This window comes from Thalassovita sp. (assembly GCF_963691685.1).
In the GTDB taxonomy this organism is placed as follows: domain Bacteria; phylum Pseudomonadota; class Alphaproteobacteria; order Rhodobacterales; family Rhodobacteraceae; genus Thalassobius.
Window position 1 is genome coordinate 106595 of the sequence record NZ_OY829290.1, and the last position, 26770, is coordinate 133364.

Sequence of the window (26770 nt, forward strand, 5' to 3'; positions counted from 1 at the left end):
AACCGGTTCAAAGGCGGCTAAGCAGCGGCGGCGACGCCTTTCTGCATCATCAAGCCAGCCAGTTCGTCGATATCCTCATGCGTCATCGGACATGCAGAGTTTTGCGCCATGCCGATATTCGCGTCGTTCTTCATTTCGACGGCCAATTCCGTTTTGGAAACACCGGCGCATTCCGCGGGCAACTCAGGCGCAATCCCGCACGCACGCATCAACGCCGACATCCGACCAGGCAGCGCGTCAGCCGTTTCCTCACCCGCCATTGCCCTAGAGGCCATTGCATAGTTCGACGCCCCCTCGGGCCGGGCAGTGAGCCATGGCAGGCTTGCTTCCAGCGCAAGGCCTGTCGCCAACCCGTGATGGATACGAACAATCGAGCCAAGGGCGTGGCTGATGTTGTGACCCATATGCGTGTTGCAATTGTGCAAAGCCAGTCCGGCGACCAAGCTTGCCCAAAGAACACGACCCCGTGCTTCGAGATTAGAGCCGTCGTCCACGACCTTTGGAAGATCATCGGTCAAAATACGCAGCGCTTCGAGCCCGTAAAGCTGGCCAGCTGGGCTGGTGGTGCGAGACGTCGCGCCTTCAAGTGCGTGCGCAACGGCGTCAATTCCAGTCCATGCCGTAATGTGGGGCGGTAAACTGAGGGTCAACTGTGGGTCTAGTACTGCCTGAGAGAACATCAACTCCTCCCCCCAGAACCAGATCTTGGAACCATCTGCCCTTGAAATAACCGACGTTCGCGTAACCTCAGACCCGGTCCCTGCCGTGGTCGGAATAGCGATCGAAGGAATGGCGTTTCCCGGCAAAGGTTGCGCCGCCAGCGCAAAGGTTTCTGCGCGTTGGCCCGATCGCGCAATGGCTGCTGTAAGCTTGGCGGCGTCCATCGCGGCGCCCCCGCCCATTCCCACGATCACGGCTGCGTCTAGCGCACGCGCCTGCTCGCACAGATCGTTCACAAGCGCTTCTTTTGGCTCGCCCGAGACAGTCGCAGCAACCTCAAACGACTTTCCCTTTGAGCCAAGTACTTGAGCCAGTTGATCGGTGACGCCAAGGTCAGCAAGAACCGCATCCGCAATGACAAGTACCGGCCCTTGCCCCAAACGCGCCGCTATTTCTGGCACATGGGACATGCGCCCGTTGCCAAAAGCGACCGGAGGAACATGCCCCATATTGAATTTCTGCATACTTCCCTCATGTGAAAACTCTGGCGGGGCGAACTCACGCCTCATACTTGTGCTCAACACATCAGACGGCTTAGGCGGGATCAGTGCTGGAACCGACGTAATTTGTCCAAACCACGCAAGTCCGCAAAATACCAAGCCGGGCGGATCTGTTGTTAGACGGGCTCAGCGACCTTCAGCGAAGCGCCCTCGGCCATGGCTCCAAGCTTTGCATAAGCAATCTCGGGGTCTACCGCACCGTACCCTGCAAAGGTTCCAAACCCGCAGTCGCTACAAGCAATTACACGATCTTCGCCAACGATATCAGTGAAACGGGCCAACCGATCCGCGACAAGCTCGGGGTGCTCGACGAAGTTAGTCGTCGTGTCGATAACACCTGGCAGCAGAACTTTGTCTTCCGGTATCTCGTCCTTGCGGGCGCGGAAAACCTTCCACTCGTGACCATGGCGCGGATTGGCATTCTCAAATGAGAGATACTTGGCGTCGATGGACATCAACGTGCTGAACACTTTGTCCATCGCAAGGTCCAACACATGCGGGCCTTCATAGTTCCCCCAACAGGCGTGTACGCGGACCTTTTCGCGTGGGACATCGCGCAACGCATGGTTCATCACCTCGACGTTCACCTTGGCAATCTTGATGAATTCATCATCGGAGAGCTCCGAGAAGAGCATCTGCCTGGAGAGAGCTAGGTCTGGGCAATCTAGTTGGACATCCAATCCTGCGGCCACAATCGTTTCGTATTCGGCCTTCAAGGCGTCGGCCAACGCTTCAAGATACGCCTCGCGAGACGGGTAATGTTGGTTGGGCAAAAACAATGCGACCACGCCAGGAGAAGCCGCATTCATGAACCCACGCTTAACGCCATGTTTCTCCATGGCAGCCTTGAGGTTTGCGATGTCCTTATTCAGGTCGTCATGTCCCATAGACATGATCTTACCTGTGCATTGCGGGCGAGAATAGGTGGCCGTACCACCGCTCTTTGAAAGCCGTTCCATATAGCTGGGGAAGAGCTTGAGATCTGCGGGCGCATTGCGCGGGCTGTCCCCGGAAAACCCTGTGTAACGATCTTTGACGTAGGTTGAGTACGAGATCTTCGAAGCTTCGCCGTCACTGACAATGTCGACGCCAGCCTCGACTTGGCGGCGCACGTTTTCATCAACCGCCTTGGTCATCGTCGCATCAAACTGCGCTTGGTCGTATGTTTCTCCGCGCTCTCTAGCGAACAAGAAATCCACGACTTCTTGAGTTCGTGGAAGTGACCCGACGTGCGTGGTGAGAAGTGGCATAGATTTGGTGCTTCCTTTTTACTTGAATTGGGCAAAGCGAATGACTGATACAGCCTCGAGCTTGGTCTGATTATTTCAATACGTAGATCGCTTTGCAAAGCACAATCGGTGAATTCTTTGAAGGCGTATTTAGCATAGCAGTAAGAAAAGTGCTACAAGCGCATACGGACGCTGCGCGAGCGAAGGGCTAAAGTGCAAGGTCGGGTTTGTCCCGCATTGCAGACCTTGATGTGGCGTGCGGCGAAGGTCCGCTGAGCGGACGCCGCTGCCGTTCGGATCTTTGTTTCTAATGACAGCTATCGGCCCAGAGCGGACTTTTGCGGATAAGGCATCAAACGGCAGCTTGTAACCGAATTCGGAAGCCCAATGTTCTCGCTGCAAGCGCTCGTATCATTTACTTCGCTGCGATGGCGAAATTCCTCATGATGCAGAGCGGCGGAATCAGCGGTAGTTCTTGCGTCCGCAACTTGCGACATTCGGAATGCGGGACAACTCAGTCTTTCACTCAACCGCGCCAGGTTCACACTTGTCCTCGACCAGCCATCAGCCCAGGCAACCAAAAGCAGCGGTGTGGTCCGTCATTGCCGGATTTCGTTTTGGCAGCGAATTTGTGGTGTGGGCGTATTGACGTCTTGCGGGACGAAGCAAGCAGGGTCGCATTATTCCATTGAAAGATGCCGATGCAATCGGCTCGACGTTTGAGGCAATCCAGCGGATTAACGTTGCAATTGGCTTCGAAAAAACGCCACGTTCACGGCCAGACCCGGCAAAAGCCACTGGAACAACCTCACCACTGATAGGATCTCTTCCAACGATGCATCGGATGTGGCTGCGTCACGCAGAGCGTCAGGGGTTATTCCAGACGCATTCGGCAGCGAGACTGCAAGGTCGATGGCCGCTTGATGGACACACTCCACTCTGGTGGCATACCCGGCCTCGGACAATCGATGTTTAAGATCGCTCCAGGCCAAGGTGAAATAGCTGGGCCAACGTGCAAAGGCGCGATAGTCGGTGTTGACGAAAGGCAGCCCGAGCACCTCGCGGAGTTCACCGTAGAGGGCCGCCAGATCGCCTGAGGCGTGATGCGTTTCCATCAGAGGCGGCTTGGGCATGGCTGGAGTTGGGGACGTAGCGCGGCCAAGATCTCCAGCACCCTGCCATGAGTTTCCTTCCAGCAGCAGCCGCGCCAGCGTCGCCATCAGGACGTAAGGCATGTTGCCGGCGGAAAAGACTTCGTTGCAGGCGCGGATGTCGTCGATCTCTTGCACGCCATAGCCCTGCGAAATGAGCCGCGACACTAAGGGCGCAGGCTCCATGGCTTCTGCCTCCCGCTCGGCGACATCACGCATGGACTGGCAGGCCTGTCTAAACACCTTGGTTCCCGTGATTGGCTCCATGGCCGACCACAGGGTGTCATAGAACCGGGGGTAATGCGCGAAGGCCATGGCAACCACGCCCATCCAGGGGACGCCGAGGCCCTTCTTGGTGCGCTCGTAAACCGCCGCGCGCGCGCCGCTGACGGCGAATTCCGGGACTGGATGGATCGCGGGAATAGGGTCGGGCTTCAGCCGGGGGAGTTCAGCCATCGGCGTGGATTTCCTGCGGTAAACCTTCGCTCCATTTACGAAGCTCGTTGAGGAAGCCCAGCGCACTGCGCCCGAACTCGGTGATCTCGTAGTGAACGGACACCGGGGCTGTATCCATGACTTCGCGCCGGACCAGCCCCTGCGTTTCCAGTTGGCGCAGACGTTCGGTGATCATCTTCTTGGATGCGCCACCAACCATCCGAGCCAGATCGTTGAACCTGACCGGACCGTCCTTGAGGTGCCACAGGATCGACCCGGTCCATTTTCCGCCGATGATCCTCATGCCCTTTTCGATCGCGCAAGGTTCAAAACAGGCCTCATAGACCTGCCGCCTGCCCTGGGGGTCGTCTTCGACTCTTGCACGCATATGGCGCCCTCACTTCTAATTTTAAGGTTACCAAAAGTATACTGGTTGATTTCAGTTCCTTGCGATCGCAATTTCCCCTCGAACGGGCCGCGAGTCAAGTGGGGCCCGCCGAAACACAAAGGAACCGACCATGAGCAACATCCTGATTCTGAACGGAGCACAGCCCTATGAATTCGCACCCGGCACGCTGAACGCCACACTGGTGGACCGCGCCCGCGCCTTCCTGGAGGCGCAGGGGCACATCGTGCGTGTGACCACCGTGGCCGAAGGCTACGACGCCAATGCCGAAGTCGACAGCCACATCTGGGCCGACACGGTAATCATGCAATTCCCGATCAACTGGATGGGCGCGCCGTGGTCGTTCAAGAAATACATGGACGAGGTCTACACCGTCGGTATGGACGGTCGACTGACCAACGGCGACGGTCGCACCCCAGAGGCACCCAAGGAAAACTATGGCATGGGCGGCACGCTGACCGGTACCAAATACATGCTGTCAGTCACTTTCAACGCTCCGCGCGAGGCTTTCGACGATCCGTCAGAGCCCTTCTTCCAAGGTGGTAGCGTCGACGACCTTCTACGCCCTCTGCACCTGAACGCTCTATTCTTTGACATGACGCCGTTGCCGACCTTTGCTGCTTTCGACGTGATGAAGAACCCGGAAATCGAGGCTGACTTCGCTCGCTTCGATGCCCATCTGGGCGCCGTCTTCGCGGAAGCTGATCATGTCGCAGCCTGATATCCACCTCTACACGGCTGCCACTATGAACGGCTACAAACCGGTCATGTTCCTGGAGGAGGCCGGTGTTCCCTATGACCTGACCTTCATCGATTTTGCCAAGAACGAGCAAAAGGCGCCTGACTATGTGAAGGACATCAACCCTAACGGCAAGATCCCAGCAATCTGGGATCGAGCCGAAGGGCGGGCGATCTTCGAAAGCGGAGCAATCCTGTGGCACCTGGCCGAGAAGTACGGAAAATTCCTGTCAGATGATCCGGTAACCCGTTCAGAAACCCTGCAATGGCTGTTCTTCCAAGTGGGACATGTGGGGCCGATGATGGGGCAAGCGATGTATTTTCAACGCATAGCCGCACCCAACGGCCATGAGGAACCGTTTTCGATCAAGCGCTACGTGGATGAGAGCCGCCGGTTGATGGAGGTTCTGAACACCCGCCTTGAAGGGCGCGACTATATCGTGGGCGATTACTCCATTGCCGACATTATGATCTACCCCTGGGCGCGGGCCTATCCCTGGGCGCATGTCCGGGTTGACGACCTGCCGCATCTCAAAGCGTGGTTCGACCGCATCGACGCCCGCCCGGCTGTGCAGAAGGCGCTGACCATTCCCAAGGCGCAGCCGCAGTTCTGGGACGAAAACGCGGACGCCGAAGCGTTCCTGAAGGAAAATGCGGCCCGTTTTGCATCTGACGTGAAAAAGGATTGAGCCATGCTCGACACCGATAAGACCGACATCACCTTTACCTATCACACAAAGGACACCGCTCCTGAGGCATCGAAACCGCTGATTGATCAGACCGTGGCCGAATTCGGCGGTCTGATCAGCCTGCACGCGCTGTTTGCCGAAAGCCCGGTGACTTACGAGACCTATCAAAAGGCGTTCGACCTGTTCCTCAAGCACAGCTCGTTCACGTTGCTCGAGGCGCAGGTGGTCTTCATGACTTCGAACTTCATCAATCGCTGCCATTACTGCATGGCCGGGCACACGATGATGATGAAACGGGCCAAGATGCCCGATGACGTCATTGACGATCTGCGCGAAGGCCGAACGCTGGCCGACCCCAAGCTGGCGGCCTTACAAAGCTTTGCCCGAGAGTTGCTTGAGAAGCGCGGCCATATCGGCGACGACCGCCTGCAGGCGTTTCTGGATGCGGGCTATGACCGCAAGGCGGCGCTGGACGTGCTGACGGGACTGGCTGCCAAGCTGATCTCGAACTTCACCAATGCACTGGCCCACACGCGACTGGATCGCGGCATGGAAAAATACGCCTGGGTGCATCCCGACGATCGTTGATCTCTTTTACCCCGCCCCGGTTGGGGCGGGCCATCCAATAGCAGAAAGACCCCGACATGGCCCTGAATGATCATCCGATGTGGCGGAAACCACAGCATCACCACGATCTTGAGAACACCCATGACCACGTCCACTGGGTCGAGTTGTTCTATGATCTGATCCATGTGGTGACGATCTTCCTTTTGGGGAACTACCTGTCGGATCATCTGGACCTGCAAGGGTTTTTGACCTTTGCCGGCGTTTTCATTGCTCTTTGGTATGCCTGGGGTGAGCTAAGCATCTTCAACTCCATCTATGTCAGCACCGATTTCTGGCACCGGATCATCATGTCACTGATGATCTGTACCGTTATGTTCATGGCCGCCGCGGTCCCAGCCATCGATGGCAAAGGCTGGACGTTCTTTGTACTGGGCTTCGCGGCCAATCGCCTGTTGATGGCCGCTCTGTATTTCCGAGCGCGTCGCACCAACGCCGCGAGCAAATCGTTCTGCAACGAACACATTCGCAATTTTCTGATCTTTGCCTCAATTTTCGCGGCAACGGCATTTTTGCCCAAACCCCTGGCCTACTGGGTTTTTGCGGCGGCCATGGTGACCACCCAATTGGTCTACATGATTCCACGGATCAGCGTACTGCGGTTTGATCGTTTTGCCCCGCGCCTTGGACACATGTCCGAGCGGTTTGCGTTGTTGACGCTGATCGTTCTGGGAGAGGGTTTTTTCAAGCTGGTCGTAACCTTGTCCGAGAAAGGTATATACAAGGTCACGCCCGATGTGCTGGTCAATTTCGTGATCGGCGGCGTGTCGATGTTCGTGATGTGCTGGATCTATTTCGACTTTGTCGGCAACGCCAAACCCAAGGACAACAAGCCCGCAACCATTGTCATCTGGTGGCTGGCACATCTGGTGCTGATGCTCTGCGGGGTGATGGTGGGCGTGGCGCTTGCGGCAGAGGTCAAGGTCGGTTTCTGGGATCCATACCCGGTCAAATACGCCGCCATCGGTTGTTTCGGGTTGGCCGGATACATCGCTATGCTTTGGGTATTACGACAGATCATCGAGGATCGCGTCGCGTCCAGATTTGGCCGAGGGGACGTGCGCCTGTTCGGAATCCTTTGCGCAATCGGCACTTACTTTGCGGTGCCTCATGTGCCGTCTCTGGTGGCTAACTTGCTGTGGGGCACAGCGCTGTTTTCGCAGATCGTGGTCCCCGTCAGCCGAGCCTGGATGACCTTCCGCAATGATTGAAGCCAATGCCACCCTACGGGCCCGGGTCTATTGGTGGCTCGAGCGGCCCGACCGAAACGCTGACGGCCCGCTGCTGCTGGAGATCGCGCTGATCGCACTCATTTCGCTGAACGTCGGTGCAGTAATCCTCGAGACGGTCGCGCCGATCTATGCGCGCTGGAAGCTTGCGCTCGACCTGTTTGAGACGGTGTCGCTGCTGGTGTTCACTGCCGAATACTTGGCCCGGTTGTGGGTGGCCCCCGAAAACCCTGAGGTTCGGTTGCGACGGGACTGGGCCACCAGCCCGCTGGCTGTCGTTGATCTATTGGCGATCCTGCCGGCGGTGCTGGGTATGCTATTTCCTCTGGATCTGCGGATACTGCGCACGCTTCGGATGCTACGCCTTCTTAAGCTCACCCGATATTCACCCGCTTTGGGCATGTTGTTGGCGGTGTTCGAGGAAGAAGCCGGGGCCTTTCTGGCCGGTTTCTTCATCCTTGTTCTGATGCTGATCTTTGCCTCCAGCGGGGCCTGGCTGGCTGAACATGAGGCGCAACCAGAGGCTTTCGGCTCTATCCCTGCCGCCATGTGGTGGGCGGTGGCCACGCTGACGACGGTCGGTTACGGCGACGTGACGCCGGTGACGGTGGCAGGTAGGATCTTCGGCGCGATCATCACCATCGTCGGGATCGGCATGGCCGCGTTGCCTGCCGGGATCATTGCAAGCGGCCTGAACGACCAACTTCACCGCCGCCGTGCCAGCCTGGAAGCCCAGTTTCGCCTTGCGCTGGAGGATGGCACGATTTGTGCAGAGGAGCAGGCATCGATAGAAGCCCTGCGCAAGGAGTTGGGCCTTTCCCGTCGGGCAGCCAGCCACATTCACGAACAAGTTCGAACCGAAACACAGGCACGTCAGGGCGTGTGTCCAGCCTGCGGTCGGTCTCTTCAAGTTTCTAAATCTATGGAGTGAATAGATGAGCGCCTTTACCCCCCTTCGTGTAGACATCGTGTCTGATGTCGTCTGCCCCTGGTGCGTCATTGGTTATCACCAGTTGGCACATGCCGCCAATGCAACCGGAGTGGTCATTGACGTGCATTGGCACCCGTTCGAGCTGAACCCCAATATGGTGCAAGAAGGCGAAAACCTGCGGGAACATCTGGCCGCGAAATACGGCACCACGCTGGGAGACTCGATCAAGGCGCGGGCGCGCCTGACCGAGATGGGCGCAGCACTTGGGTTCGAGTTCAACTATGCCGACGACATGCGGAGGGTGAACACTTTCCGCGCCCACTAACTGATTGACTGGGCTGAAGATCAGGGCCGTGCACATGACATGAAACTGGCGCTGTTCGCGGCGTTCTTCACCCAGCGAGAAGATCTCAACAATGTGGATGTTCTCGCCGATGTCGCCGCCAGCATTGGTCTCGATCGCGACACGGTCCGTGCAATGTTGGAAAGTGGCGAGCGCGCTGAATCCGTCCGAAAGAAAGAGCGGTTCTGGACGTCTCGCGGCGTCACCGGCGTGCCCGCGATGATCTTCAACCACCAACATCTCGTCACCGGCGCGCAGGGCGAAGAGACCTATACCAAGATCTTGAATCAGCTGCAGCCAGCGCAAGCCGTCTGAGGGCAAGCACAAACCAAGGGAGGAGATACCATGTCAAAAGCACAAGTGATCCACAAGAAGGGTCCGCCCAGTTGCATGACTGGGAAGACTGGCACGTGCCTGATCCGGCACCGGGTGAAGTGCGAATGCGTCACACGGCGGTGGGCGTGAACTATGCTGACACCTATCACCGCGGCGGTATATCTCATCCGTGGCCGGTTCCGGATGAACCGGTGGTGATCGGCTTTGAGGGCGTGGGCATTGTGGAGGGCGTGGGCGACGGCGTGACCGGCTTTAAGACCGGGGATCGTGTTGCTTATGGCATCCCGCCGCTGGGGTCTTATTCCGAGGTGCGCAACTATCCCGCCGACAAGCTGCTGCATCTGCCCGAGGGGTTAGACGACAAGCAGGTTGCCGCGCTGCTGATGAAGGGCATGACGGCACATTACCTGCTGCACCGCACATACGCCGTGCAGCCAGGTGACACGATCCTTGTCCACGCGGCTGCAGGCGGCATGGGGTTGATCCTTTGCCAATGGGCCAAGGCGCTTGGGGCAACCGTAGTGGGTACGGTCTCGACTGAAGAGAAAGCTGAGGTCGCCCGCGCGGCAGGCTGTAACTACCCTGTCGTCCGCTCACAGCAAAGTTTCGTTGACGTCGTGCGCGACGTGACCGACGGCGAGGGCTGCGCCGTGGTCTACGAGGCGATCGGAAAGGACACGTTGCAGGACAGCCTCGACAGTTTGCGCCTGATGGGCTTCTGCGCGGCCTATGGCCATGTGTCGGGTCCGCCCGATCCCATTGACGTGATCCAGGATTTAGGCCGCCGGGGGTCCCTGTTCATCACTCGTCCTGCGATCATGCATTACGTCGCCAAACGTTCTGATCTGGAGTGGACGGCACGCGATCTGTTCAAGGCCATCGGTGACGGTATTCTGGATGCCAACATCAACTACGAATACTCGCTGAAGGATGCGGTCAAGGCACATGAAGCCATCGAGTCCGGCAAGACCTTGGGCGCGACGGTGTTGATCCCATGAGCCTGTCAGGTATCAAAGCTCTGACCTTCGACACCGGTGGCACCGTGCTCGACTGGCACACCGGCTTTCGTGAGGCATTTGCGGCGGCCGGCGCGCGCCATGGGATCACCCGGGACTGGAACGCGCTGACCAACGAGCTGCGGCGTCGCAGCATGGAAGCCATGCTTGATCTCGGGCGCGTCGGCCCGCCGGCTTTTAATTTTGACGAGGCACATCGGTTCTGTCTGGACACACTGCTCGCCGATGAGAGGTTGGACATCTTCGACGATACTGACCGCCGCGCGATCGCCTGGGATGCGCCGCACAGCTTCACCGCATGGCCGGGTGTCCAACCCGGCCTGACCGCCCTGCGAAACCGCTATATTGTGGCGTCCTTCACGCTCCTGTCCTACCGGCTGGTCATCGATAGCTCACGCCTGAACGGTCTGATATGGGATGCGGTTCTGTCCTGCGAAGGTTTCGGTGTCTACAAGCTCTTGCCTGAGCCCTACGCCCGTGCTGCCACCTTGCTGCAACTGGATCCGCCCGAATGCCTGATGGTCGCCTGCCATCCCTTCGACTTGGACGCCGCCCGCGATGTCGGGTTCCGGACAGCCCTTATCCGCCGACCATAGGAATGGGGCGAGACCGGTTCAGAGGTTGCGGGCGAAGGCGGTTATGATCTGGAGGTGAACAGTTTCACCGACCTCGCGATTGTATTGAGTGCAATCTGAAACTGACCCAATTTGCTACGACCGAGACAAAGGATGCTGACATCGTTCGCCCAATGCAGGCCTTCCACGCCACCCGTATAGTGGCGGGGAAACCGTCCAGACGCTTCGAGGCTATTTTGGCGGGTGTGCGTGTCGGGCTAGAAACCATCGCGCTTGAGCCAGAGATGGACGGTGCGACGATTGCATCCGTCTCGTGCTATGATCGGCATGGGCCCTTCCTTGTTCAGCCGAAGATCGTACTTGATTGCTCGGGCGACGGCGACATCTCGGCCAAAGCAGGTGTGCCTTACGGTCTTGGTGATGCGTCAGGCAACATGATGGCAGTTACAATTTCCTTCTTTATGATGGGCGTTGACTGAGACCGTGCTTTTGCCGATCCGGACCCGTACTTCCAAAAATACGCAGCAATTGATGTCGAAGATGGCAGGTTGCACAGCGATCTCCGGAAGCTGTACCTCATGCGAGGCTTTCACCAGGGCACGGTCTTTTGCAACTCTGTCCATGTCCGCGGTGTGGACGGCACAGATCCGCTGGCTGTTAGCGTTGCCACACAAGAAGGTCGCCGTAGGTGCCACCAGTTGGCCGCGTTCATACGTACTGAAGTTCCGGGTTTTGAGCAGGCGCACATGGCCATGCTTTCCCCCACGGTTGGCGTGCGCGAAACGCGCAAATTGCAAGGCACGTATCGTCTGACGGGCGAGGACTTGGCATGTGCGACCAAGTTTGAGGATGGGATTGTGGCATGTGACAACCCTATCGACGATGTGATGCGCGCCAATGGCTACATGACCCATCACGCTGCCATCCAATCCGGGCAATACTATACAATTCCATTCCGGTCACTGGTGCCTGAAGAGATAACAAACCTCACGTTTGCGGGGCGCATTTTGTCGGCAGACCCGGTCGCATTCGCCTCCGTACGCGGCATGCCACAATGCATGGCGATGGGACAGGCCGTCGGAACGGCCGCGGCGATGGCTGTGCGATCAAACATCGCCGTTCAGGCGATCTCGACGGCCCGTCTTGTTCAACGCGTGTCCGAACAAGGCATCAACCGGTTGAGACTGCCTGAACACGGCGTGCCGTAACGATTTGGCTGGCAAATCCAGTATCTACGAAAATGCGGACGTTCGATTGTCGGATGGTTGGGATAGCTTTGTCCGCGTAGTAGACCTTGTTGCGAACCGCAGCGAAATTCGGCTCTCCGCCCATCCTGCTCATTCGTTCGCACCGCAGCATTTGGTAGGTCTGGGCTCTTTCAGGCCGTTAGCTGCGTTTTGCACCAAGGTCCACACTGAGTATCGTTAATGCTTGAAACAGTTCTCTCTGTGCCAGGTTACAAACTCTGCCCTTGGCCGGTTGGCGAGGCGGTCCGGCACCAAGATCTTGCCGGACGAGTTAATCATCGACGTCACGGCTTCGATGTCGTTGCTCTGACGGGAAACCAGAATTGTCAGGTCGTCAGCTAAACCAACGAGACCGCGATCAAACATCCAGTGCGCGGTTCCGGACAGGGCGAGCCCGTTGCTGACGATGTCGGGTCCGTCATGCTCTACAGGTCTGATGTGAGCGGCTTCCACTTCAGCTCGGCCACCGCCATTTATCAGACGTAAACCAGTGATGGCGCAGCGCTCGCCGTAGGCGCGCAGGACGTTCTTTCTGAAATTACGATCGCGAACCGCCCGGTTGGTCAGTTGGTTGACGCGTTCCCGTGCGGGCATGTGTAGGAAAGGTGTTTGCGCGTCTTGAAAACCTGGCAGCTGCATCGAGTCACCAACGCGAGGCAGGATGTCCTCGTCCCATCCAAGACCACGTTCGACAATTCGGGCAAAGTCTTCAGCTGAAAGGGTTCTTACCGCAGCTTGCGCGCGTCCAGATATCTTGCCTTGATCGTTCAGCAATCCGCTTTCGATGACTGAATTCTCGTCTCGGAATGAAACAGGGTCGCCGAAATCAAGATAGGTCCCCGGCTTAATCACCGCCAAGAACATTTCCGGTTTCCTAGAATCCGGAATGATCTCCTGGACCTTAGCGACAGCAAAATAGCCTTTGGTCTCTTTGACCTTGCTTGGCTCCAGGTAGACGATCCAGTCCCCTTCGCACTGTTGGGCACGCGAGAGGTATTGCTTTGGAAACTGATACCGCTCCGAGGGAATGTCTTCGTAGATCGAGTCGCTGCGATGGATGAAGATACCGAAGGCCATCGCATCACCCGCGTTGAAGACGTTCCAGTTTTCGATCGGCCGCGCGTAGGGTCAGTACCGCACCTGTCAAAAATGGAAGCGCCAAGCCAGCTGCGGCGATCGCAAAAATCAGGATGGCAGCAAACACCGAGTATTCGGCAGGCTGTTGCGCCAACGATAGTTGGCCCAAACCAATCAAATAGAAGACGCTGGTTCCAAGCAAGATTATGTAAAGCGGCCCAAAGGGTTCGATCACCTCTCGGCGGGTACGCTCCAAGACTGAGTGCCGCAACATGTTCCAGCGTTTGCTTGCCTTGTTCACCAGATTACTCCCTTACCAGCTCGATCCATGTGTGCACGTCGTCATCCGTCACTTCGCGACCTTCGACATGCGATTGATACCAACGGGCGACAATGGCCCCGCGCTTTTCACTTTTGATTTTTATGCCCTCATCGGTGAGGTGCTTATCCAGCGAGCTTTCAATGTGTTTGAGGGCTTCGAAGTCATGCCCCGCCCGAATGGATTTGGTGCCCAGAAGTAGCCAGGGCACGTCCACCTCGAACCGCTCACCCATCGCGACCAAGGCCTCTACAGGCATTCCGCGCTGGCCCTTTTCGTAGCTGTGATACGCGCGCGGTGAGACACCGATAGCTTCCGCCATGGCCGCTTGTGAGAAGCCGATTTTATTGCGAGCAATGGTGAGACGAGCACCCATTGCAGCAAAAAGATCAGCATGTTTCTGCGGCATCTGAATTTTCCAATTGACTACTTCGTCGAAATTCGCGAACTTTGCAAAAAATGACGAACATTTACAGTTAATCACATCTGACCACGTCAGAAGGTGCAGAACAAGCGATTCCATGCGTGTCGCTGACTCAACTTAAGTGGACAAGGACGAGTGAAATGGCAGAGACCAACTATTCAGACAGCTCGCAGATCCTGGGGCTCGGGAAAACACCCGCGCAGTGGGTCGAAGTTATGGCCGGGATGGGGATCGATATTTCAGAACGCACGTTGCGTGAACGCGCCAATGAGACGGGTGCATTTTATCGCCTTGGGCGAACCATGCTGATCACGCCCGCGCAGATTGATACGATTTTTGAAGGAGGCCAGTCATGCCGCTCCAAATTTACAAGAGGGGCCGTGTCTACTGGGCCAAGGGGTGGATCGAATACAACGGCAGGCCAATCGCCGGCCCATACCGGCGAAGCACTAAGGCATCTACAGAAGAGGGCGCACGGGACTGGATAAACCATGAGACCGAACGTCAGATCCGTCGCTATGTCGTGGGCGACGAACCGAGCAAGACGTTCTCTGATGCAATCATGCTCTACAACGCGTCCCCGAAGGCGGCGAAGCAGTTGATCCCGATTGTCGAAGTGATCGGCGACCTGTCGTTAGGTGCGATATCTGGCGCGTTACTGAAAAGCCTTGGGCCGAAGCTGAAACCCAAAGCGTCGACGGATACCTGGTGGCGCGAGATCGTGACGCCCGCGAGTGCGGTGATCAACAACGCGCATGAGCTGGAAGGCACGCCGCTGATCCGCGTGAAACCCTACGACAAGTTCGAGCGGATCGCTCAGGACAAGCGGCGAGGGAAGCTCAGCCGCGTCGAGCGCACACCAGCGGATAAGGAATGGATCGAGGCATTTTGTCGTGCCGCCGACCCATACAATGCCGCACTGGTGCGTTTTATGTTTGAGACGGCTGCAAGGATTGATCAAGCCGTGTCCCTGGAGCCCGATGACCTAAGGCCGCACGAAAACAAAGTCCGCGTGAAAGCTCAGAAGGGGCATCCGGAAAGCTGGATCACCGTTTCGCCTCAGATGATGGACGAGCTACTCGCACTGCCTCCCAAACGTCCCAAGAACCGCAAGACCGACAAGCTCATGAAGTCGCGCATCTTCGGCTATGGGAGCTCCACCGGTTACAACACACGCTGGAAGACGATCTGCAAACGCGCGGGCATCTCGTACCTTTCAGCCCACCCGGCAGGGCGGCACGGGTTCTTCACGGAGCTTGTTGTCCGTCAGGGCGTCGATCCCGTCACAGCAGCCAAGGCTGGACGTTGGTCAGACCCCAATTTGCCCATGCGGATTTATGCCCACGCAGAGACCGATGAGGCCGACATTAGGGCCCGTTTTCGTACAAACCACGTACAGGATGACACTGTACAAGCACCCAACAGTAAGAAATCACAAAAGGAATAGCGCTATGAACGCATCCCTCCTAAGGGGCAGGTTGCAGGTTCGAATCCTGCCAGGGTCGCCATTTTTGGAATCCCTGTTTTTTTCTTCAATCAATTCATTATTTTGCAACAGCGTGTCCCGCTTTTGGATTTGCGTGTCCCGTTTCATGCGACCCTCACAAGGAGTTTGACCATGCGTTCCCGGTCAGCGGCGCGTGTATATCGTTCCACTTCGGAAAGGCTCATGTGGCCTGCCATAGCGGCGATTTCATGCGTGGATTTCCCCTTTTCGGCCCAATAGGTGCAGAATGCTTTGCGCAGCCCATGCAGACGGGCAGAAATGCCAGCGGCGCGGGCTGCATCGCCAAACAAATTGCCAAGGCTTTCCTTTGCAAACGGACGGCCAAAACTGTTGAGGATAAAAGTTGGAGCAATGTCTGGCGTTCGGGAAATCACTTCGCGTAGTTCCGGGGTCAGCGGAACATAGGCAGTCACCTTGCTTTTGTGCCGCTCGTACACAAGCAAGTCACCCTTGATATTGTTCCGTCCCAACCTGGCGAGGTCGCCGCGTGCTGCACCTGTGTAAAGAGCGAGATCAAACACTAGACGCTCCAGAGTTCCGACAGACCACCGCTCTTGAAAGGCAGCAATGTCGTCTGCACCGGCGACGGCAAAGCCTTGAGTCGCTGGTCGGTCCAGTTCGATCCCAGCCATAGGGTTCTTGGCAATGAAGCCTAGCCGGCGCAGATGCTCAAATACTGGCTTTAGTGCCTTATACTCATTTACGGCGGCATGACCGCCCTTAGCGTATAGAGCGCGCTCAATAGCATCGCTAGTAATAGTCTTGATCGGGCGGCTGCCCTGCGCTTTGCGGTAACGGGCAAATATCGCTAGACGGGATTTCTTGGTTTCCTCAGAATATTTGGCCCACTTGTCGTTGCCGGAAGTGTAGAGATCCAAGGCCCAGCCAAAAGTCTCAGCCTTCGGAGACTCTATACCCGGTGGCATGTCTTGCCAGCGTGCGTGTTCCGCAGCCCATGCAGCCAGTACTTTTGGGTCACTTGGATGCAGGCCGTGCACGCCGAGGCTGATTTCAACCTCTTTACCCTTTGCGCGATCGAAGCGCCGGTAATAGTGGGCCCATCGGCCAGTCTTGCGACGCTTGCGGCTCTTGAGGTGGGGGACCTTTTTCATCGGTTATCCCCCGAGAACGGCACGTTATCCCAATCCGAGTTTTTGATTGCTCCATCAGGATACTCAAAATGGACGCCATCCGGGCCGACACTTTTAATCCGTGCTCTAGGGTGGAGCGCAGTTACAGCCTTGTTTGCGTCAATAACTTGGCGCTCAGTAGGCATTGAGGGAGCTGCTCGTTTTCCCACTAGTTCTTCCCTCCGGAGACAGCAAAACCGATGTCAAAAAGTACTTCGAGCGGTAGCTCCGCAGATCGGTTGATGACAGTTTCCCCGATCCGTTTTGCCGTTTCAGAAGTCGCAAAACTCTCGGTATCTTCAGGCTGCCAATACTCCTGGATGCCTCCGTCCGAACGAATATGGGCAGAACCGTCTTCCGAAATGCGTACAATACCCGCATTCAGAGCTGGTTCAGCGGTGAACGCAAGAAGGGTTTCTTCTAGAGTTTTTCGCTCGTCTAACTCCATAAAAACACAGGCATTTGACCGTTCGCTACGACAATCCGGCCGTAGGTTGCCGAAGTACTTAACGTCTCTAGGGGCTCGCGAGGGCGAAGACGATGCAAGCAACGCTACAATTATTCTGACTGCATCCAAAACGGTCATTTCGGGCGCATTTACACCTCTGGCCCCTGTTGTGAACAGGCCGGCTTCTCGCAAGTGGCGAACGATCAATTTGATCGTCTTTTCGCTGGAGCCTAGCTCGCTGGCCAGAAATGAGATGAGTTCGGACTGTTTCATGCTTAATGTGTGTCACGCACTTAGACATGCTGTCAAGTCTAAATGCGTGATACTCATTTAAGAGGTGAGGCGGCGCGCTTCAGCCCAGACTGGAGCTTCGTCGCCAATACAAGAGAAATCACCGTAGCTGTGAGCAACCAGCATTTTTGCCGCCATGTCAGTTGCGCTTGCTGCAGGAAGCCCCATCATGCTTTTTTCAACTTCTGTGGCCTCGTCGAAAAACAGCCGGTCCATCTCAGCATCTTCTGCTGAGCCGAGCTCTTCAGATACGTACTTTGAGGCGGCGGACATGATCGCCTGGTGTCTGCGAAAAAGCATCATGATTTCGCTATCTTGATACTCACGTTGGCATTCGACGCTGCATGCAAAGTCAAAGTTTTGGTCATTTGAAAGGTTCTTATCGTGCAACATCAATATCTCCGTATTTGGTTTTAGGAATTATAAACTTAGGTACTAAAACCATAAATTAGATATTGTTGCTGTCAACCAAAATTTTAGGTACAATAACCAAATGGCTATAACTGGTACACAAATTAAGGCGGCAAGGGCCTTGTTGGAGATGGATCAGAGCGAGTTGGCACAACTTGCTTCTGTCAACATCAATACAATTCGAAACATGGAAGCTTGCGGTGCATCAATTGTAAGCGCTAGGGTGAATACGCTAGTGAAGGTGCAACGTGCACTTGAATTTTCTGGCATTATTTTTATCGACCCCAATGGCAATGGAGCGGGGGTTAGATTGAAAGGGGATTAATGATGGCCATTCAAACGGTTCGAATTGAGAGAGACGACATAGCAGCGGTAGTTGAAGAGCTAGCGAGGTCGCTATGGGTTCAGGAAACTGGGAAAAGCCCAAAAGCATCAGATGTTGCTTTTTTTGAGCTCCTATCGCTTTGCAACCAAGCACTAAATGGGCGGGATACTGATGGTGGCTTTGCGAGGGATTTCGTGAACCGCAACTTTACGCAGCCCTAATTTAGGCTGCGTCGCGCCCTCAAGGCAACTTGAGGGCCACGCATTGTCAGGGTTTACCCACTCACTGACTAACGGTGTTTCTTTGGGCCAATGTCAGAACCCTGGCGAAACCTGCCTATTCTTTCCAGTCGACCATGCGCATGGCTCCGGACACGTCAGCGGATGGAATGCCCGCTTCTTTCGCTTCGGCCATTGTTTTGACAATCGCTGATAGCGCTCGTGCCCGCCCGCCAGCATCAAAGGCTTGCAAGGGCCGGATGGTATCGATTTCTACAAGACTGCCGAGCTTGGCTGATGCCTCATCGGCTAGCAGCACTGCGATGGGTTGCAGTGTCCAGATTGCAAGCTGCCGCTGCGCTTCCCTGACGGCCGGACCGGTGGCCGCGCGATTTACCAATGACGGCAGGACGCCAAATGCCATAAGGATACCCTCACGGGCCGCCGCCAGCATCTCGGCTGTCATGCTCTTGGAGAGGTCAGGCGAGAGCTGATCCGGTTTTTGTCCAATCTGTGGGTTCATGCCCGCCGCCGTCGCTTGCGCCACGCCCTCGATCACCAACGTAGAGCCACGCCGCCCTCGAAACGCGCCTCGCATCGTGGCCATATCCTCAGCCCCTGTGTCAGGCAAGGGCACGATCTGAGAACCTAGCGGGGCGTTTTCGAAGGTTTCGCCAAGGGCGGTCTCCACCGCGTGAAGCATAGCACCGGTAAGGCTGGACCGGCGAAGCGGTGCCGTACCAATCCAAGGGGTCAGATTGTCAGAACCGATCCGAAGGTGCAGCACCTCGGCGGCAAGAGCAGTCACAGTCCGCCCCCCACCCGCTTCAGGGATGGAGAGACGATAGGCACGCGGTCTACCGTCTCGGGTGGTCACGTCCCAATCCGTCGCAGGAACAAGCCCCAGATCGGTGATCAGATAGACCGCTTCGCCATAAAGCGCTACCGAGCGGGCAATTGTTGCCATAGTTTGACGGGTTAGCAGCTTAGTGCCAGACACATCAGCCATTGTGAAACCGCCTTCCCACAGGCTTACGCAGCTCTGAACCGTCGCTGTAAGTTCGGCCACGCCGCTGCGCCCGTTAATGAAACTCTCCCGTGCAGCCATAACCTGGGCGGTGTAACCGGACCCGCTGGACCTGGCTTCAATCGGACGCAGTTTGTTCATGATCCATCCGAGCATAATCACCTCCACCGGATAGCGGCGCGGCGGTGTGTTAGGCGCTTCGCCACCTCGCTAATGGGTTGCCAATTCCGAGCCTCGATCTGGGCTTGCGGATATGCAGGCTTCGTGACGGCGCTGATTTCGATCAGATCAGCCGCGTTGATGGTCCGCAGGATCGCGTTGCCGCGTTCCTCGACCTTCTCACCGCCCGGCCCGACGCGAAAGCCAGGGGACAGACCTCGCACCAGACCGGCCGCGTGGGCCGAGAGGAAGTCCCGGACATAGCTGACCTGCCCCATTTCGGCGCTAATGGTCGCTTCTATCGTCAACGCATCATCCGATTCCGTCAGGGTCAAAGTGCCGGCCGAACGTGAGGCTAGCGGCTTGTTGAAGTCATGACCGGACAGGAAGTGCACGTCCTCGCCGCGCTCGATCCGATCCGCAAAGGCACGGGCTGCGATCATCTCACGACGCTCACGGCCCATTTCCACGCGCTCGACCAGCACGGTTTCCTGGCCATAGGGAAAGATTGCCCGAAGGCGGGTTTCCCCGCCCTCGGATCGCAGCTCAAGGCTACCGACATGAGCGCCCCAGAGCATTAGCCTAGCTCCAAGCCGGTCAGCAGTTGGAGCTGCGCCGGACGCGCCACGGTTACGTCCATTGTGGCCAGAGCTGTAATCCGCAGCCCGCCGGATTGCGCATCGCTGTAGGGGTCGCGGATCATGTCCACAGCGCCCCACGCGCCGATGAAGATCGGCGCGACACCACCCGCCGCGGTGGTCAGCAGCGATTGCGTCACGTCCGGGGTTCCGGAAGTCGGCGCCGCAAGGGCATTTGAAGTCATGACGACTTCACCAAGGTTTTCGGCCAACCTGTCATATTCGAATTTGAAACCGCCATCGCCCACCATCAAGCCGTCCAGATAGTCCCAGACCTCGGGACGGATCAGCGCCTTAACCGATTTTGGGCCGGTCGCTGCGTTTGCGGTCATAAACCGCGTAACGGCTGCGCGAAACGCTGACCAGCTCACCGATGCATCAACTGCCGTGGACGTGATGCCATATGTCGCCGCGCCCGTGATGACACCGAGCGGTTGACCGTTGGCGCCGGTGCCGAGGAACGCCGCCTGATCCATCGCTGCGCCCATTGCGCCGCTCATGTCCCGCCGTACCGCCTGCTCCAGCGCCGCACCAGACTGCTTGAGCGTCTTGCGGGTGATGCGCATCTGAATGCCGAGGTTGTGGTCCGGCGACATGGGCCGGTCGGTGGTGGCATAGGTGGTCGGCCCGGCCACGTTCGCCGCCTCGCCGTCCGCCCAGCCTGCCGTGACTGCCGAGGTAGTCACTGGCCATTCCACCGCGCCCGCGTCGATGCTGATCATCTGCGCCCCCATCCGCGCCGCCACACTGCCTGGAAACAGCCGGTCAATGATGGGGCGGGTCTGGATCGGGTTTGGGGTGCCGCTGGCGACGGTCTCACCGGCCCGGACTTCCAACGCCTGCCACGGCACGGGGATGCCCCGGAAGCCGCCCGCGCTGCGCAGCTCAGACACGATCTCTGCCGTTTGCCCATCTAGCTGACGCCCTTCATCGAGAGCCAGCGCGACCTGACGCATCTCAAAACCGGCCATGAGGTCGGCCCATTCCTGAGCCGAGCGGGTTTCTAGCTCTTCGCCAGCATCGCGGCGTTCGGTATCTTCTGCGACCAGAGCTGCTCGATATCGGGTTTCGTTGGAGCGGTATTCCCGGTCCAGCTCGTCCATCTTGCGAACCTCCTCCTCGGACGGAGTTTCCTTGCCTGCCAGTTCGGCGAGGTTTTGGCGGATTTCACTTTGCCGCCGAGAGATCTTTACTGATTCAAGCATTTTTTATCCTTTCTGCTCGACAATGGGTTCGGGCCGCTCAAGCGACTCGACTGCATTCCGCCAATCTCGGCGGTCTTTTCGGGGCGGGGGATGCCCGCACTCGATCCGGGTTTTTCGGGTGTGGCAACCGGGGCAAAGTGCCTGAAGGTTATGCGGCTCGTAGGACAGTTCGGGATGCGTCCTGACTGGTTTGATGTGGTCCACCTCAAGCCGACCGCCACAGCCACAAGACTTGCATCGGTATTTGTCACGCTCGAGTATCTCTGCTCGCAAGATCTTCCAGCGTTTCGTGCTGGTGACCTTCCGTGAATGCCGGTGGTGATCTTTGCGGATGCTCATTGGACTTGATCCGACTTGGCGGTGATTTCAATGAAGCGACGGTGACCAGAAACCTCCTTGATCCCGTCGATTTCAAAGGTGAGGCCTTCGTGTACAAGCCGGTCAGACCGAGAAATGCCACGCGCAAAAGTCGTCGCTCTGATCGTAAAGCGGGTTACCAATTTGTTACCCAATAGCCCTGCAATAACGCGCGCGGAATCCGACAGGTCTTGTCTTCGGGCGGAGATCGTAGGCCCGTAGTCTCTCCATTCGCGTTCGGTGCCCCCGAAACTGTCCCGAGTGCTGGTTGCTCGCTGGATTTGAATGCGGCGGTTAAGATGTCCGGCGTTTAGAACCATTGCATTCTCGCTTTCGTTTGAGGTTGGGCCGCTACTCTTGCGCCTTGCGCCACGGCCAGTACCGATGCGGCGGCAGCGTCAATCCGGCCAGTGCTGCGCGCCTTGGCAATCTTGATGTTGTTTGCGGGATCGCGCAGGCAGACCGTATCTGCGAAGGCAGAGCGTAGAAGCAGAGAAGGCTTAGCCTTCACCTGACCGTCGAAAGCGGCGCGGCGGAACCGCTCTGCGTCCTCGCCGCCATCGCGGAAACCTTGTCCACGCCAGACCAGCGGGGCGCGGATACCTGCCCGGGCAATAGCTTCGCCCAGTTCTGCTTGCTTGTAGCGATCCATGGTCAGGGCAAGGATCGGCTGATCCTCAACATGCCGCATAACTTCGACCAACCAAGGGGCAACAGGAACTGTCTTGTCGCCGAGAACGCCCAATTCGCCGCGCTCTTGCATCTCGACATAACGTCCGGCTACGCCATCGGTCTGGCCTCGATCCAACAGGTTCGGCATGGATGGGAAGGTGCCGAGACATTCAAGGCGCCCAGTTGCGGGCCAGTAGAAAGCTGCAGCCGTCATGGATGCAGAACCACCGAGATCGATTCCAATCACGCAACCGCCCTCACGTGGCGGCAAGCTATTGGTCTCGCAGCTTAACCATTCGTCTAACGTGATAAGCATGTCGCGGGCTTCACCGGACACGCGCTCATTTCGGTTGTAAAGCCGGAAGGAAGTGAGGCTTGAACCACCGCGTGCAATCGCGCGCTTGGCTTGCCCCTCCAGCCATTCCAGAGACCCGCCAATTCCATGCGGTGCGCCAGGGTTAGCGATCAACAGGCTTTCTGCATCGTCAGCCGGCAAGCCAGGTGCAGGACGATGCTCTTGTACATAGGTCCCGGGCAACGGATCATCTATCCAACGGGAAAAAGGGTGCGTGTCGTCGCTGGCGGAGGTGCTGATAAGGAAAGCCCGACCGTCACGCTTACCCAGGCCGGACAGCAGCGCGTGTTCCAGTTCATCACCTCGATCCAACGCCCAATGGCCGCGTTCATCCAAGATTGCCATTGTGGGCGCGCCGCCGAGAGCAGACTTGCCGTCTGCCGCGATCACCCGCAGTACATGCCCACCGCCGTCTCCTTCGAACTCAATTTCAAGGCGCGGTGCCCGGCGATAAATCAGGCGGCGTTGTAGTTCGAGAGGAAGAGTTGCAGCGAAACCCGCAACAAAATCCCATATAATCCGGCCCTGATCCCGCGTCCGGGCGGCTGCGATGATTTCGCGGCGTGGCTGCCGATCCCAGACACCAATCAAACCGCCCAAGGCAAGGCCCGCTGTGATTGCAGACTTCCCATTGCCACGTCCGATGCTGAGCACTGCGTTGGCTGTGCCATCTGCCATCGCACCTGTGATGAACTGGCTTTGAAAGGGCGCCAAGGTAACCGGTTTTCCGGCGTTTGGGCCTTCTGGGATGCGAAGCCTATGCATGAATTGCATAGCTCGCTCGGCTGGGGTTCCTTCGGCACCCTGAGCGAAAAGAGAAAACTCCCATCCTCGGTTACCCGTCTGAACAGAAGTTGCGGTATTGGGACCAGTTTCGGGATCTTCTTTGATGTCTTCGAACAAGTCGGCGCGCGCGGCGTCGCGGTCAGCTTCCAAAAGCGATCCGTCTGCTTTTCTCCATTCTCTTTTTTTTCTTACCGCGTCTGACATTACTTCCTCATCTTGCGCGTAGCGCTTCGTACAATCGTTGTGCTCTTGCCCCCCTGCTCGATGGTGAGGGTCGGAGCGAAGGGCATAGGACGACTGCCCACAGCGCGCGGCTGCGGCAGTCCCTGAGCCCTCTGCGTGAAGTCACCTGCTCGCCGGAGCCGGGCCATCGCTTGGGCCTGATCAGTCGTGCGTCCCCGCTGATCAGTTGGTTGCTGCTTGCGACACCATGAACGCGGCGCCGGGGATCGGGCCTCAACCTTTCGGACTGCCCATTGCCTTTGATCCCGCCCGTGGTAGGCTGACCGATGTGGAGCCACCGTTGCTAACCCGTTCCACTACATCGGCCCTGCGTCTGGGGTGGCGCGCAGGGTCGCCGCTCTCGCTACCTCTCAATCAGCTCAAGTTCTTCGTTCGGCACGGTTGCCAAATCGTTCACCATGCGGCGCATGATGCGCGCTTGCTTTGTGGAAGGACGCCAGGATTGACGTTTGCCGTGGCGGGCAATGGACATGGCGAAACCCTGCGCCCATGCATCGCCATCGCGCATGGCGCGGCGCATCACGCGCGGCCAATGCAGTGTTAGGATTTCGTCCAGTTCTAGATCGGTCATGCCATCACCCCGCGATACCGTGCGCCCACACGGGCCATATGCGGCGATGTGGTGAGGCTCTTGGCGTCCATCGGGGAACGCCCGTCATAGTGCAGTGCAGCCTGATCCATGAGGGCTTGGGACAGGTCAGACGGAATGTCCGCCGCTGCCGCTCCAAAGCCCGCCTGATACTCGATAACGATGCGGCTGGTGTCGCGAGTAAGGTTCGCTGACCGCCAGCGGATATGTGGACGATTGCCGCCAACAAAATCAAAGGCTGTGAAGACTGAACCGTTGATGATGACAATCGGTGTATCAGTGTCTGCAACCGGGCCGATTGGCAGATCAATCCCGCAACCAATTTCCAAGTCGAAGATTGTGACGCGGATGGTCTGCGTGAGCAGCGCGATCTGGGCAAACTGTTCCAGTTCTGCCGCCGCCGTCAGGCCGATGTTCGTGACCGCGTCATCCTCGGAATCTCCGTCTACACGGATATGCAACTTCAGGTCTTCCAGATCGAAGGGTAACTCCCCCTCGGACGGGAAGCGTTGGACCAACATCTTCATGCTGCAATCTCCACTTCGGAAATGTGTTTGCGGAAAGCCATCTGGTCGCGCGGCGGCAGGGCTTCATACGCTGCCAGAGCGTACGCCTTGCGTTCTCTTAGGGACGCGAATGACGCCCAAGCGCGTGCGTCTTCCATCGGACTGAGAAAGGGTGGCATGGGATGGCCGGCAAACTTGAGAACGGACTCTGTGACCAGTTCCGCCTGCTCCAGTGTGTCCAGAGAGCGAAGAGCAGCCCATGCAAGCGCCGCGCGCTCTTCGGTGGTCATGCGGGCCATCGCCACCAGCGAAAAGCCCCTCCAAGCATCATAGCTGCCGAGGGTCAGCGTGTAGCCCATCACTCGCGACATGCGCTTGTGTTCAGGCTTCATAAATCTGGAAGGCGAGGAGGTTTTGCGGTGCTTGGCGTGTCCCGCTTGCTTACCTAGGCTATTGAAATGTAAGGGCGCGGAATTGCCCGCAGTGTCCCGGTCGGGTGCGTTGTTCTGCTTGGCAATTTCCGCGCTTCGGGCAGTTCTGCCAGGGTCGCCAGCGTGAAAGTGCGGCTGCGGCGGCAGGATTACCCCTTAAGCTTCAGGATTTTCAGGGAAATTTGGAATGGGATCAGGCAGGTTTTGATGGCTATTTGTTCTGGCGTGTTGCCTGATCCCGGTTGTTTTAGCCTTCGGCGCCGAGGCGCTCTTCATTGATGACCTTTTCGCGGGTCTTTTGCAGTTCGGGGTCAGAGACAAGGCCGAACAGGGTCAGGAAACCATCCGGGCCGGACATTTCATCAGACAGCACCGTCAGCACATATTCTTTGATGCCGGGCGTCACTTCGATGTTGGCCTGTTTGACATACATGAACAGCGGCCGCGACACGGGATAGGTGCCGCTGGCGATGTTGTCTGCGGTTGCTGTGACGCCGTTGATCAGGCTGGCCTGCAGCGCGCTGGCATTGGTTTCATAGAACCCCAGGCTGACCACCCCGATGGCACTTTGTGAGCCGCGAATACGGTCGAGGATTTCCGAGGCGCCGCCTTCTTGTTCCTGGGCAAAACCGCCGTCACGCAAGGACATGCAGGAGGCGCTTGCCGCTTTCCGGTCGCCGCCGTTTTGCGTCATGAAGGCATCATAGGCGCCAGTGGCTTTGCAGCCCTCCAGCAGCATCTTCAGGTCAAACACTTCGCGGGTGCCGTGTACGGATGAGGGGATGTAGGTGACAATCTCAACATCCGGAAGGGTGGCGTTGACCTCAGACCAGCGGCTGGCTGTATTGGCGGTAAGTTGGCCGTTAATGACAACCTGCGCGGCAAGGGCGTTGTACCAATCCGCTGGCACAAAGGAGAAGGCAGCGTTGTCGGCACTGTTGGCAAAAACCAGACCGTCATAGCCGATGCGCACCTCAATGATGTCGTTCACCCCATTGCTGGCGCAGCCTGAAACTTCGCTGGCCTTGATCCGGCGCGAGGCGAGCGCGATGTCCAATGTTTCTGCGCCGGTGCCTTCGCAGAACATTCTAAGCCCGGTGGAGGAGCCGCCGGCTTCGACCTCAGGGTAGGCAAAATCGTGGTTTTCAACAAAGGCATCCGCCGACATTGCGGCGTAGGGGTACACGGTGGAGGAGCCCGCCACCTGCAGTGGATCACTGGCCTGGGCCGAGGACGCTGCAAAAACCATGGCAGAACAAATGCATAGAGACTTCACTTGGGAATAGGGCATTTCGGTATTCCTTGAATGGTGTCTATTTGAGTATTTTGGGTCTTGGAACTTGGGTCGTCTTGAGCGCTGCGAATGGCATCGGAAAAATGGCGATGCCTCAGCCGCTCGAGCCTATAGTAGCAGCAAAATCTAATGTTTCCACCTGGCCGGGGATGGGTGGGCAGATGGCAAAAGGGCGCCAGATTGCTCTGA

The 26770-nt window shown here is 57.5% G+C and carries 28 protein-coding genes and 2 pseudogenes; 10 read left to right on the top strand and 20 right to left on the bottom strand.

The annotated features are described in order from the left end of the window. Positions 1-17 precede the first annotated feature (17 nt). From ACORLH_RS00485 to ACORLH_RS00500, 4 genes are all read right to left on the bottom strand, one after another. Complete coding sequence (locus tag ACORLH_RS00485) at positions 18-1184, bottom strand: iron-containing alcohol dehydrogenase (protein WP_321830645.1); 1167 nt, start codon at positions 1182-1184, stop codon at positions 18-20. A 152-nt stretch (positions 1185-1336) separates the two neighbouring features. Further along, positions 1337-2470, bottom strand: a complete 1134-nt coding sequence (locus tag ACORLH_RS00490) for a cobalamin-independent methionine synthase II family protein (protein ID WP_321830646.1) — start codon at positions 2468-2470, stop codon at positions 1337-1339. Positions 2471-3186: 716 nt separating this feature from the next. Next, positions 3187-4056 carry a hypothetical protein gene (locus tag ACORLH_RS00495; protein ID WP_321830647.1) on the bottom strand — a complete coding sequence of 290 codons (870 nt, stop codon included), beginning with the start codon at positions 4054-4056 and terminating at the stop codon, positions 3187-3189. Then, entirely contained in the window at positions 4049-4423 is a 375-nt protein-coding gene (locus ACORLH_RS00500; RefSeq protein ID WP_321830648.1) for a helix-turn-helix domain-containing protein, read from the bottom strand. Before ACORLH_RS00500 ends, ACORLH_RS00495 begins: the two co-directional genes overlap by 8 nt. Positions 4424-4553: 130 nt before the next feature. On the opposite strand from ACORLH_RS00500, the gene ACORLH_RS00505 reads away from it, so the two are divergent. The 9 genes and pseudogenes from ACORLH_RS00505 (at position 4554) to ACORLH_RS00545 (ending at position 12130) form a co-directional block, all read left to right on the top strand. Next, entirely contained in the window at positions 4554-5162 is a 609-nt protein-coding gene (locus tag ACORLH_RS00505) for an NAD(P)H-dependent oxidoreductase (protein WP_321830649.1), read from the top strand. Continuing rightward, entirely contained in the window at positions 5149-5868 is a 720-nt protein-coding gene (locus ACORLH_RS00510; RefSeq protein ID WP_321830650.1) for a glutathione S-transferase family protein, read from the top strand. Before ACORLH_RS00505 ends, ACORLH_RS00510 begins: the two co-directional genes overlap by 14 nt. Before the next feature lie 3 nt (positions 5869-5871). Next, complete coding sequence (locus tag ACORLH_RS00515) at positions 5872-6456, top strand: carboxymuconolactone decarboxylase family protein (protein ID WP_321830651.1); 585 nt, start codon at positions 5872-5874, stop codon at positions 6454-6456. 56 nt (positions 6457-6512) lie between these two features. Continuing rightward, positions 6513-7703 (top strand): low temperature requirement protein A, encoded by a 1191-nt coding sequence (locus ACORLH_RS00520; protein WP_321830652.1) that lies wholly within the window; start codon positions 6513-6515, stop codon positions 7701-7703. After that, entirely contained in the window at positions 7696-8652 is a 957-nt protein-coding gene (locus tag ACORLH_RS00525) for an ion transporter (RefSeq protein ID WP_321830653.1), read from the top strand. Before ACORLH_RS00520 ends, ACORLH_RS00525 begins: the two co-directional genes overlap by 8 nt. 4 nt (positions 8653-8656) lie before the next feature. After that, positions 8657-9310, top strand: a pseudogene (locus ACORLH_RS00530) (DsbA family oxidoreductase). Between the two features lie 71 nt (positions 9311-9381). Then, a complete protein-coding gene (locus ACORLH_RS00535; RefSeq protein WP_321830654.1) occupies positions 9382-10329 on the top strand; it encodes a quinone oxidoreductase in 948 nt (315 codons plus the stop codon). After that, entirely contained in the window at positions 10326-10943 is a 618-nt protein-coding gene (locus ACORLH_RS00540; protein WP_321830655.1) for an HAD family hydrolase, read from the top strand. Before ACORLH_RS00535 ends, ACORLH_RS00540 begins: the two co-directional genes overlap by 4 nt. A 263-nt stretch (positions 10944-11206) precedes the next feature. Then, positions 11207-12130: pseudogene (locus ACORLH_RS00545) on the top strand (FAD-dependent oxidoreductase). A gap of 216 nt (positions 12131-12346) precedes the next feature. Here the strand turns inward: ACORLH_RS00545 and ACORLH_RS00550 are convergent. Genes ACORLH_RS00550 through ACORLH_RS00560 form a run of 3 tightly spaced genes read right to left on the bottom strand, consistent with a single transcriptional unit; the run spans position 12347 to position 14088 of the window. After that, positions 12347-13246 (bottom strand): HNH endonuclease, encoded by a 900-nt coding sequence (locus ACORLH_RS00550; RefSeq protein WP_321830656.1) that lies wholly within the window; start codon positions 13244-13246, stop codon positions 12347-12349. 4 nt (positions 13247-13250) lie between these two features. Next, positions 13251-13547, bottom strand: coding sequence for a hypothetical protein (locus tag ACORLH_RS00555; protein ID WP_170361261.1), 297 nt, complete (start codon positions 13545-13547; stop codon positions 13251-13253). Between the two features lie 4 nt (positions 13548-13551). After that, positions 13552-14088, bottom strand: a complete 537-nt coding sequence (locus ACORLH_RS00560) for a helix-turn-helix domain-containing protein (protein WP_321830658.1) — start codon at positions 14086-14088, stop codon at positions 13552-13554. Between the two features lie 253 nt (positions 14089-14341). Between ACORLH_RS00560 and ACORLH_RS00565 the strand changes: the two genes are divergently transcribed. After that, complete coding sequence (locus tag ACORLH_RS00565) at positions 14342-15436, top strand: tyrosine-type recombinase/integrase (RefSeq protein WP_321830659.1); 1095 nt, start codon at positions 14342-14344, stop codon at positions 15434-15436. 143 nt (positions 15437-15579) lie between these two features. Here ACORLH_RS00565 and ACORLH_RS00570 read toward each other — a convergent pair whose 3' ends face one another. The 13 genes from ACORLH_RS00570 to ACORLH_RS00630 all read right to left on the bottom strand — a co-directional run bounded on the left by ACORLH_RS00570 (position 15580) and on the right by ACORLH_RS00630 (position 26578). Beyond that, complete coding sequence (locus ACORLH_RS00570; protein WP_321830660.1) at positions 15580-16608, bottom strand: tyrosine-type recombinase/integrase; 1029 nt, start codon at positions 16606-16608, stop codon at positions 15580-15582. Between the two features lie 187 nt (positions 16609-16795). Beyond that, positions 16796-17347: a hypothetical protein gene (locus ACORLH_RS00575; protein ID WP_321830661.1), complete on the bottom strand. Its 552-nt coding sequence runs from the start codon at positions 17345-17347 to the stop codon at positions 16796-16798. 57 nt (positions 17348-17404) lie between these two features. Further along, positions 17405-17758: a hypothetical protein gene (locus tag ACORLH_RS00580; protein ID WP_321830662.1), complete on the bottom strand. Its 354-nt coding sequence runs from the start codon at positions 17756-17758 to the stop codon at positions 17405-17407. Between the two features lie 679 nt (positions 17759-18437). Next, positions 18438-19502 carry a phage portal protein gene (locus tag ACORLH_RS00585; RefSeq protein WP_321830663.1) on the bottom strand — a complete coding sequence of 355 codons (1065 nt, stop codon included), beginning with the start codon at positions 19500-19502 and terminating at the stop codon, positions 18438-18440. A gap of 2 nt (positions 19503-19504) precedes the next feature. Beyond that, positions 19505-20083 carry an HK97 family phage prohead protease gene (locus ACORLH_RS00590; RefSeq protein ID WP_321830664.1) on the bottom strand — a complete coding sequence of 193 codons (579 nt, stop codon included), beginning with the start codon at positions 20081-20083 and terminating at the stop codon, positions 19505-19507. Next, entirely contained in the window at positions 20083-21348 is a 1266-nt protein-coding gene (locus ACORLH_RS00595; RefSeq protein WP_321830665.1) for a phage major capsid protein, read from the bottom strand. Before ACORLH_RS00595 ends, ACORLH_RS00590 begins: the two co-directional genes overlap by 1 nt. Before the next feature lie 3 nt (positions 21349-21351). Then, the gene (locus ACORLH_RS00600; RefSeq protein ID WP_321830666.1) at positions 21352-21687 is read right to left on the bottom strand and encodes an HNH endonuclease signature motif containing protein; all 336 of its coding nucleotides are present in this window, start codon (positions 21685-21687) and stop codon (positions 21352-21354) included. Continuing rightward, entirely contained in the window at positions 21684-22025 is a 342-nt protein-coding gene (locus ACORLH_RS00605; RefSeq protein ID WP_321830667.1) for a head-tail adaptor protein, read from the bottom strand. Before ACORLH_RS00605 ends, ACORLH_RS00600 begins: the two co-directional genes overlap by 4 nt. Beyond that, positions 22016-23722 (bottom strand): terminase TerL endonuclease subunit, encoded by a 1707-nt coding sequence (locus ACORLH_RS00610; protein WP_321830668.1) that lies wholly within the window; start codon positions 23720-23722, stop codon positions 22016-22018. Before ACORLH_RS00610 ends, ACORLH_RS00605 begins: the two co-directional genes overlap by 10 nt. A 382-nt stretch (positions 23723-24104) precedes the next feature. Next, positions 24105-24332 carry a hypothetical protein gene (locus ACORLH_RS00615; RefSeq protein ID WP_321830669.1) on the bottom strand — a complete coding sequence of 76 codons (228 nt, stop codon included), beginning with the start codon at positions 24330-24332 and terminating at the stop codon, positions 24105-24107. Continuing rightward, positions 24329-24877, bottom strand: a complete 549-nt coding sequence (locus ACORLH_RS00620; RefSeq protein WP_321830670.1) for a head-tail connector protein — start codon at positions 24875-24877, stop codon at positions 24329-24331. Before ACORLH_RS00620 ends, ACORLH_RS00615 begins: the two co-directional genes overlap by 4 nt. Then, positions 24874-25215, bottom strand: a complete 342-nt coding sequence (locus tag ACORLH_RS00625; RefSeq protein WP_321830671.1) for a hypothetical protein — start codon at positions 25213-25215, stop codon at positions 24874-24876. Before ACORLH_RS00625 ends, ACORLH_RS00620 begins: the two co-directional genes overlap by 4 nt. Positions 25216-25534: 319 nt before the next feature. Beyond that, a complete protein-coding gene (locus tag ACORLH_RS00630) occupies positions 25535-26578 on the bottom strand; it encodes a substrate-binding domain-containing protein (RefSeq protein ID WP_321830672.1) in 1044 nt (347 codons plus the stop codon). Positions 26579-26770 lie beyond the last annotated feature (192 nt).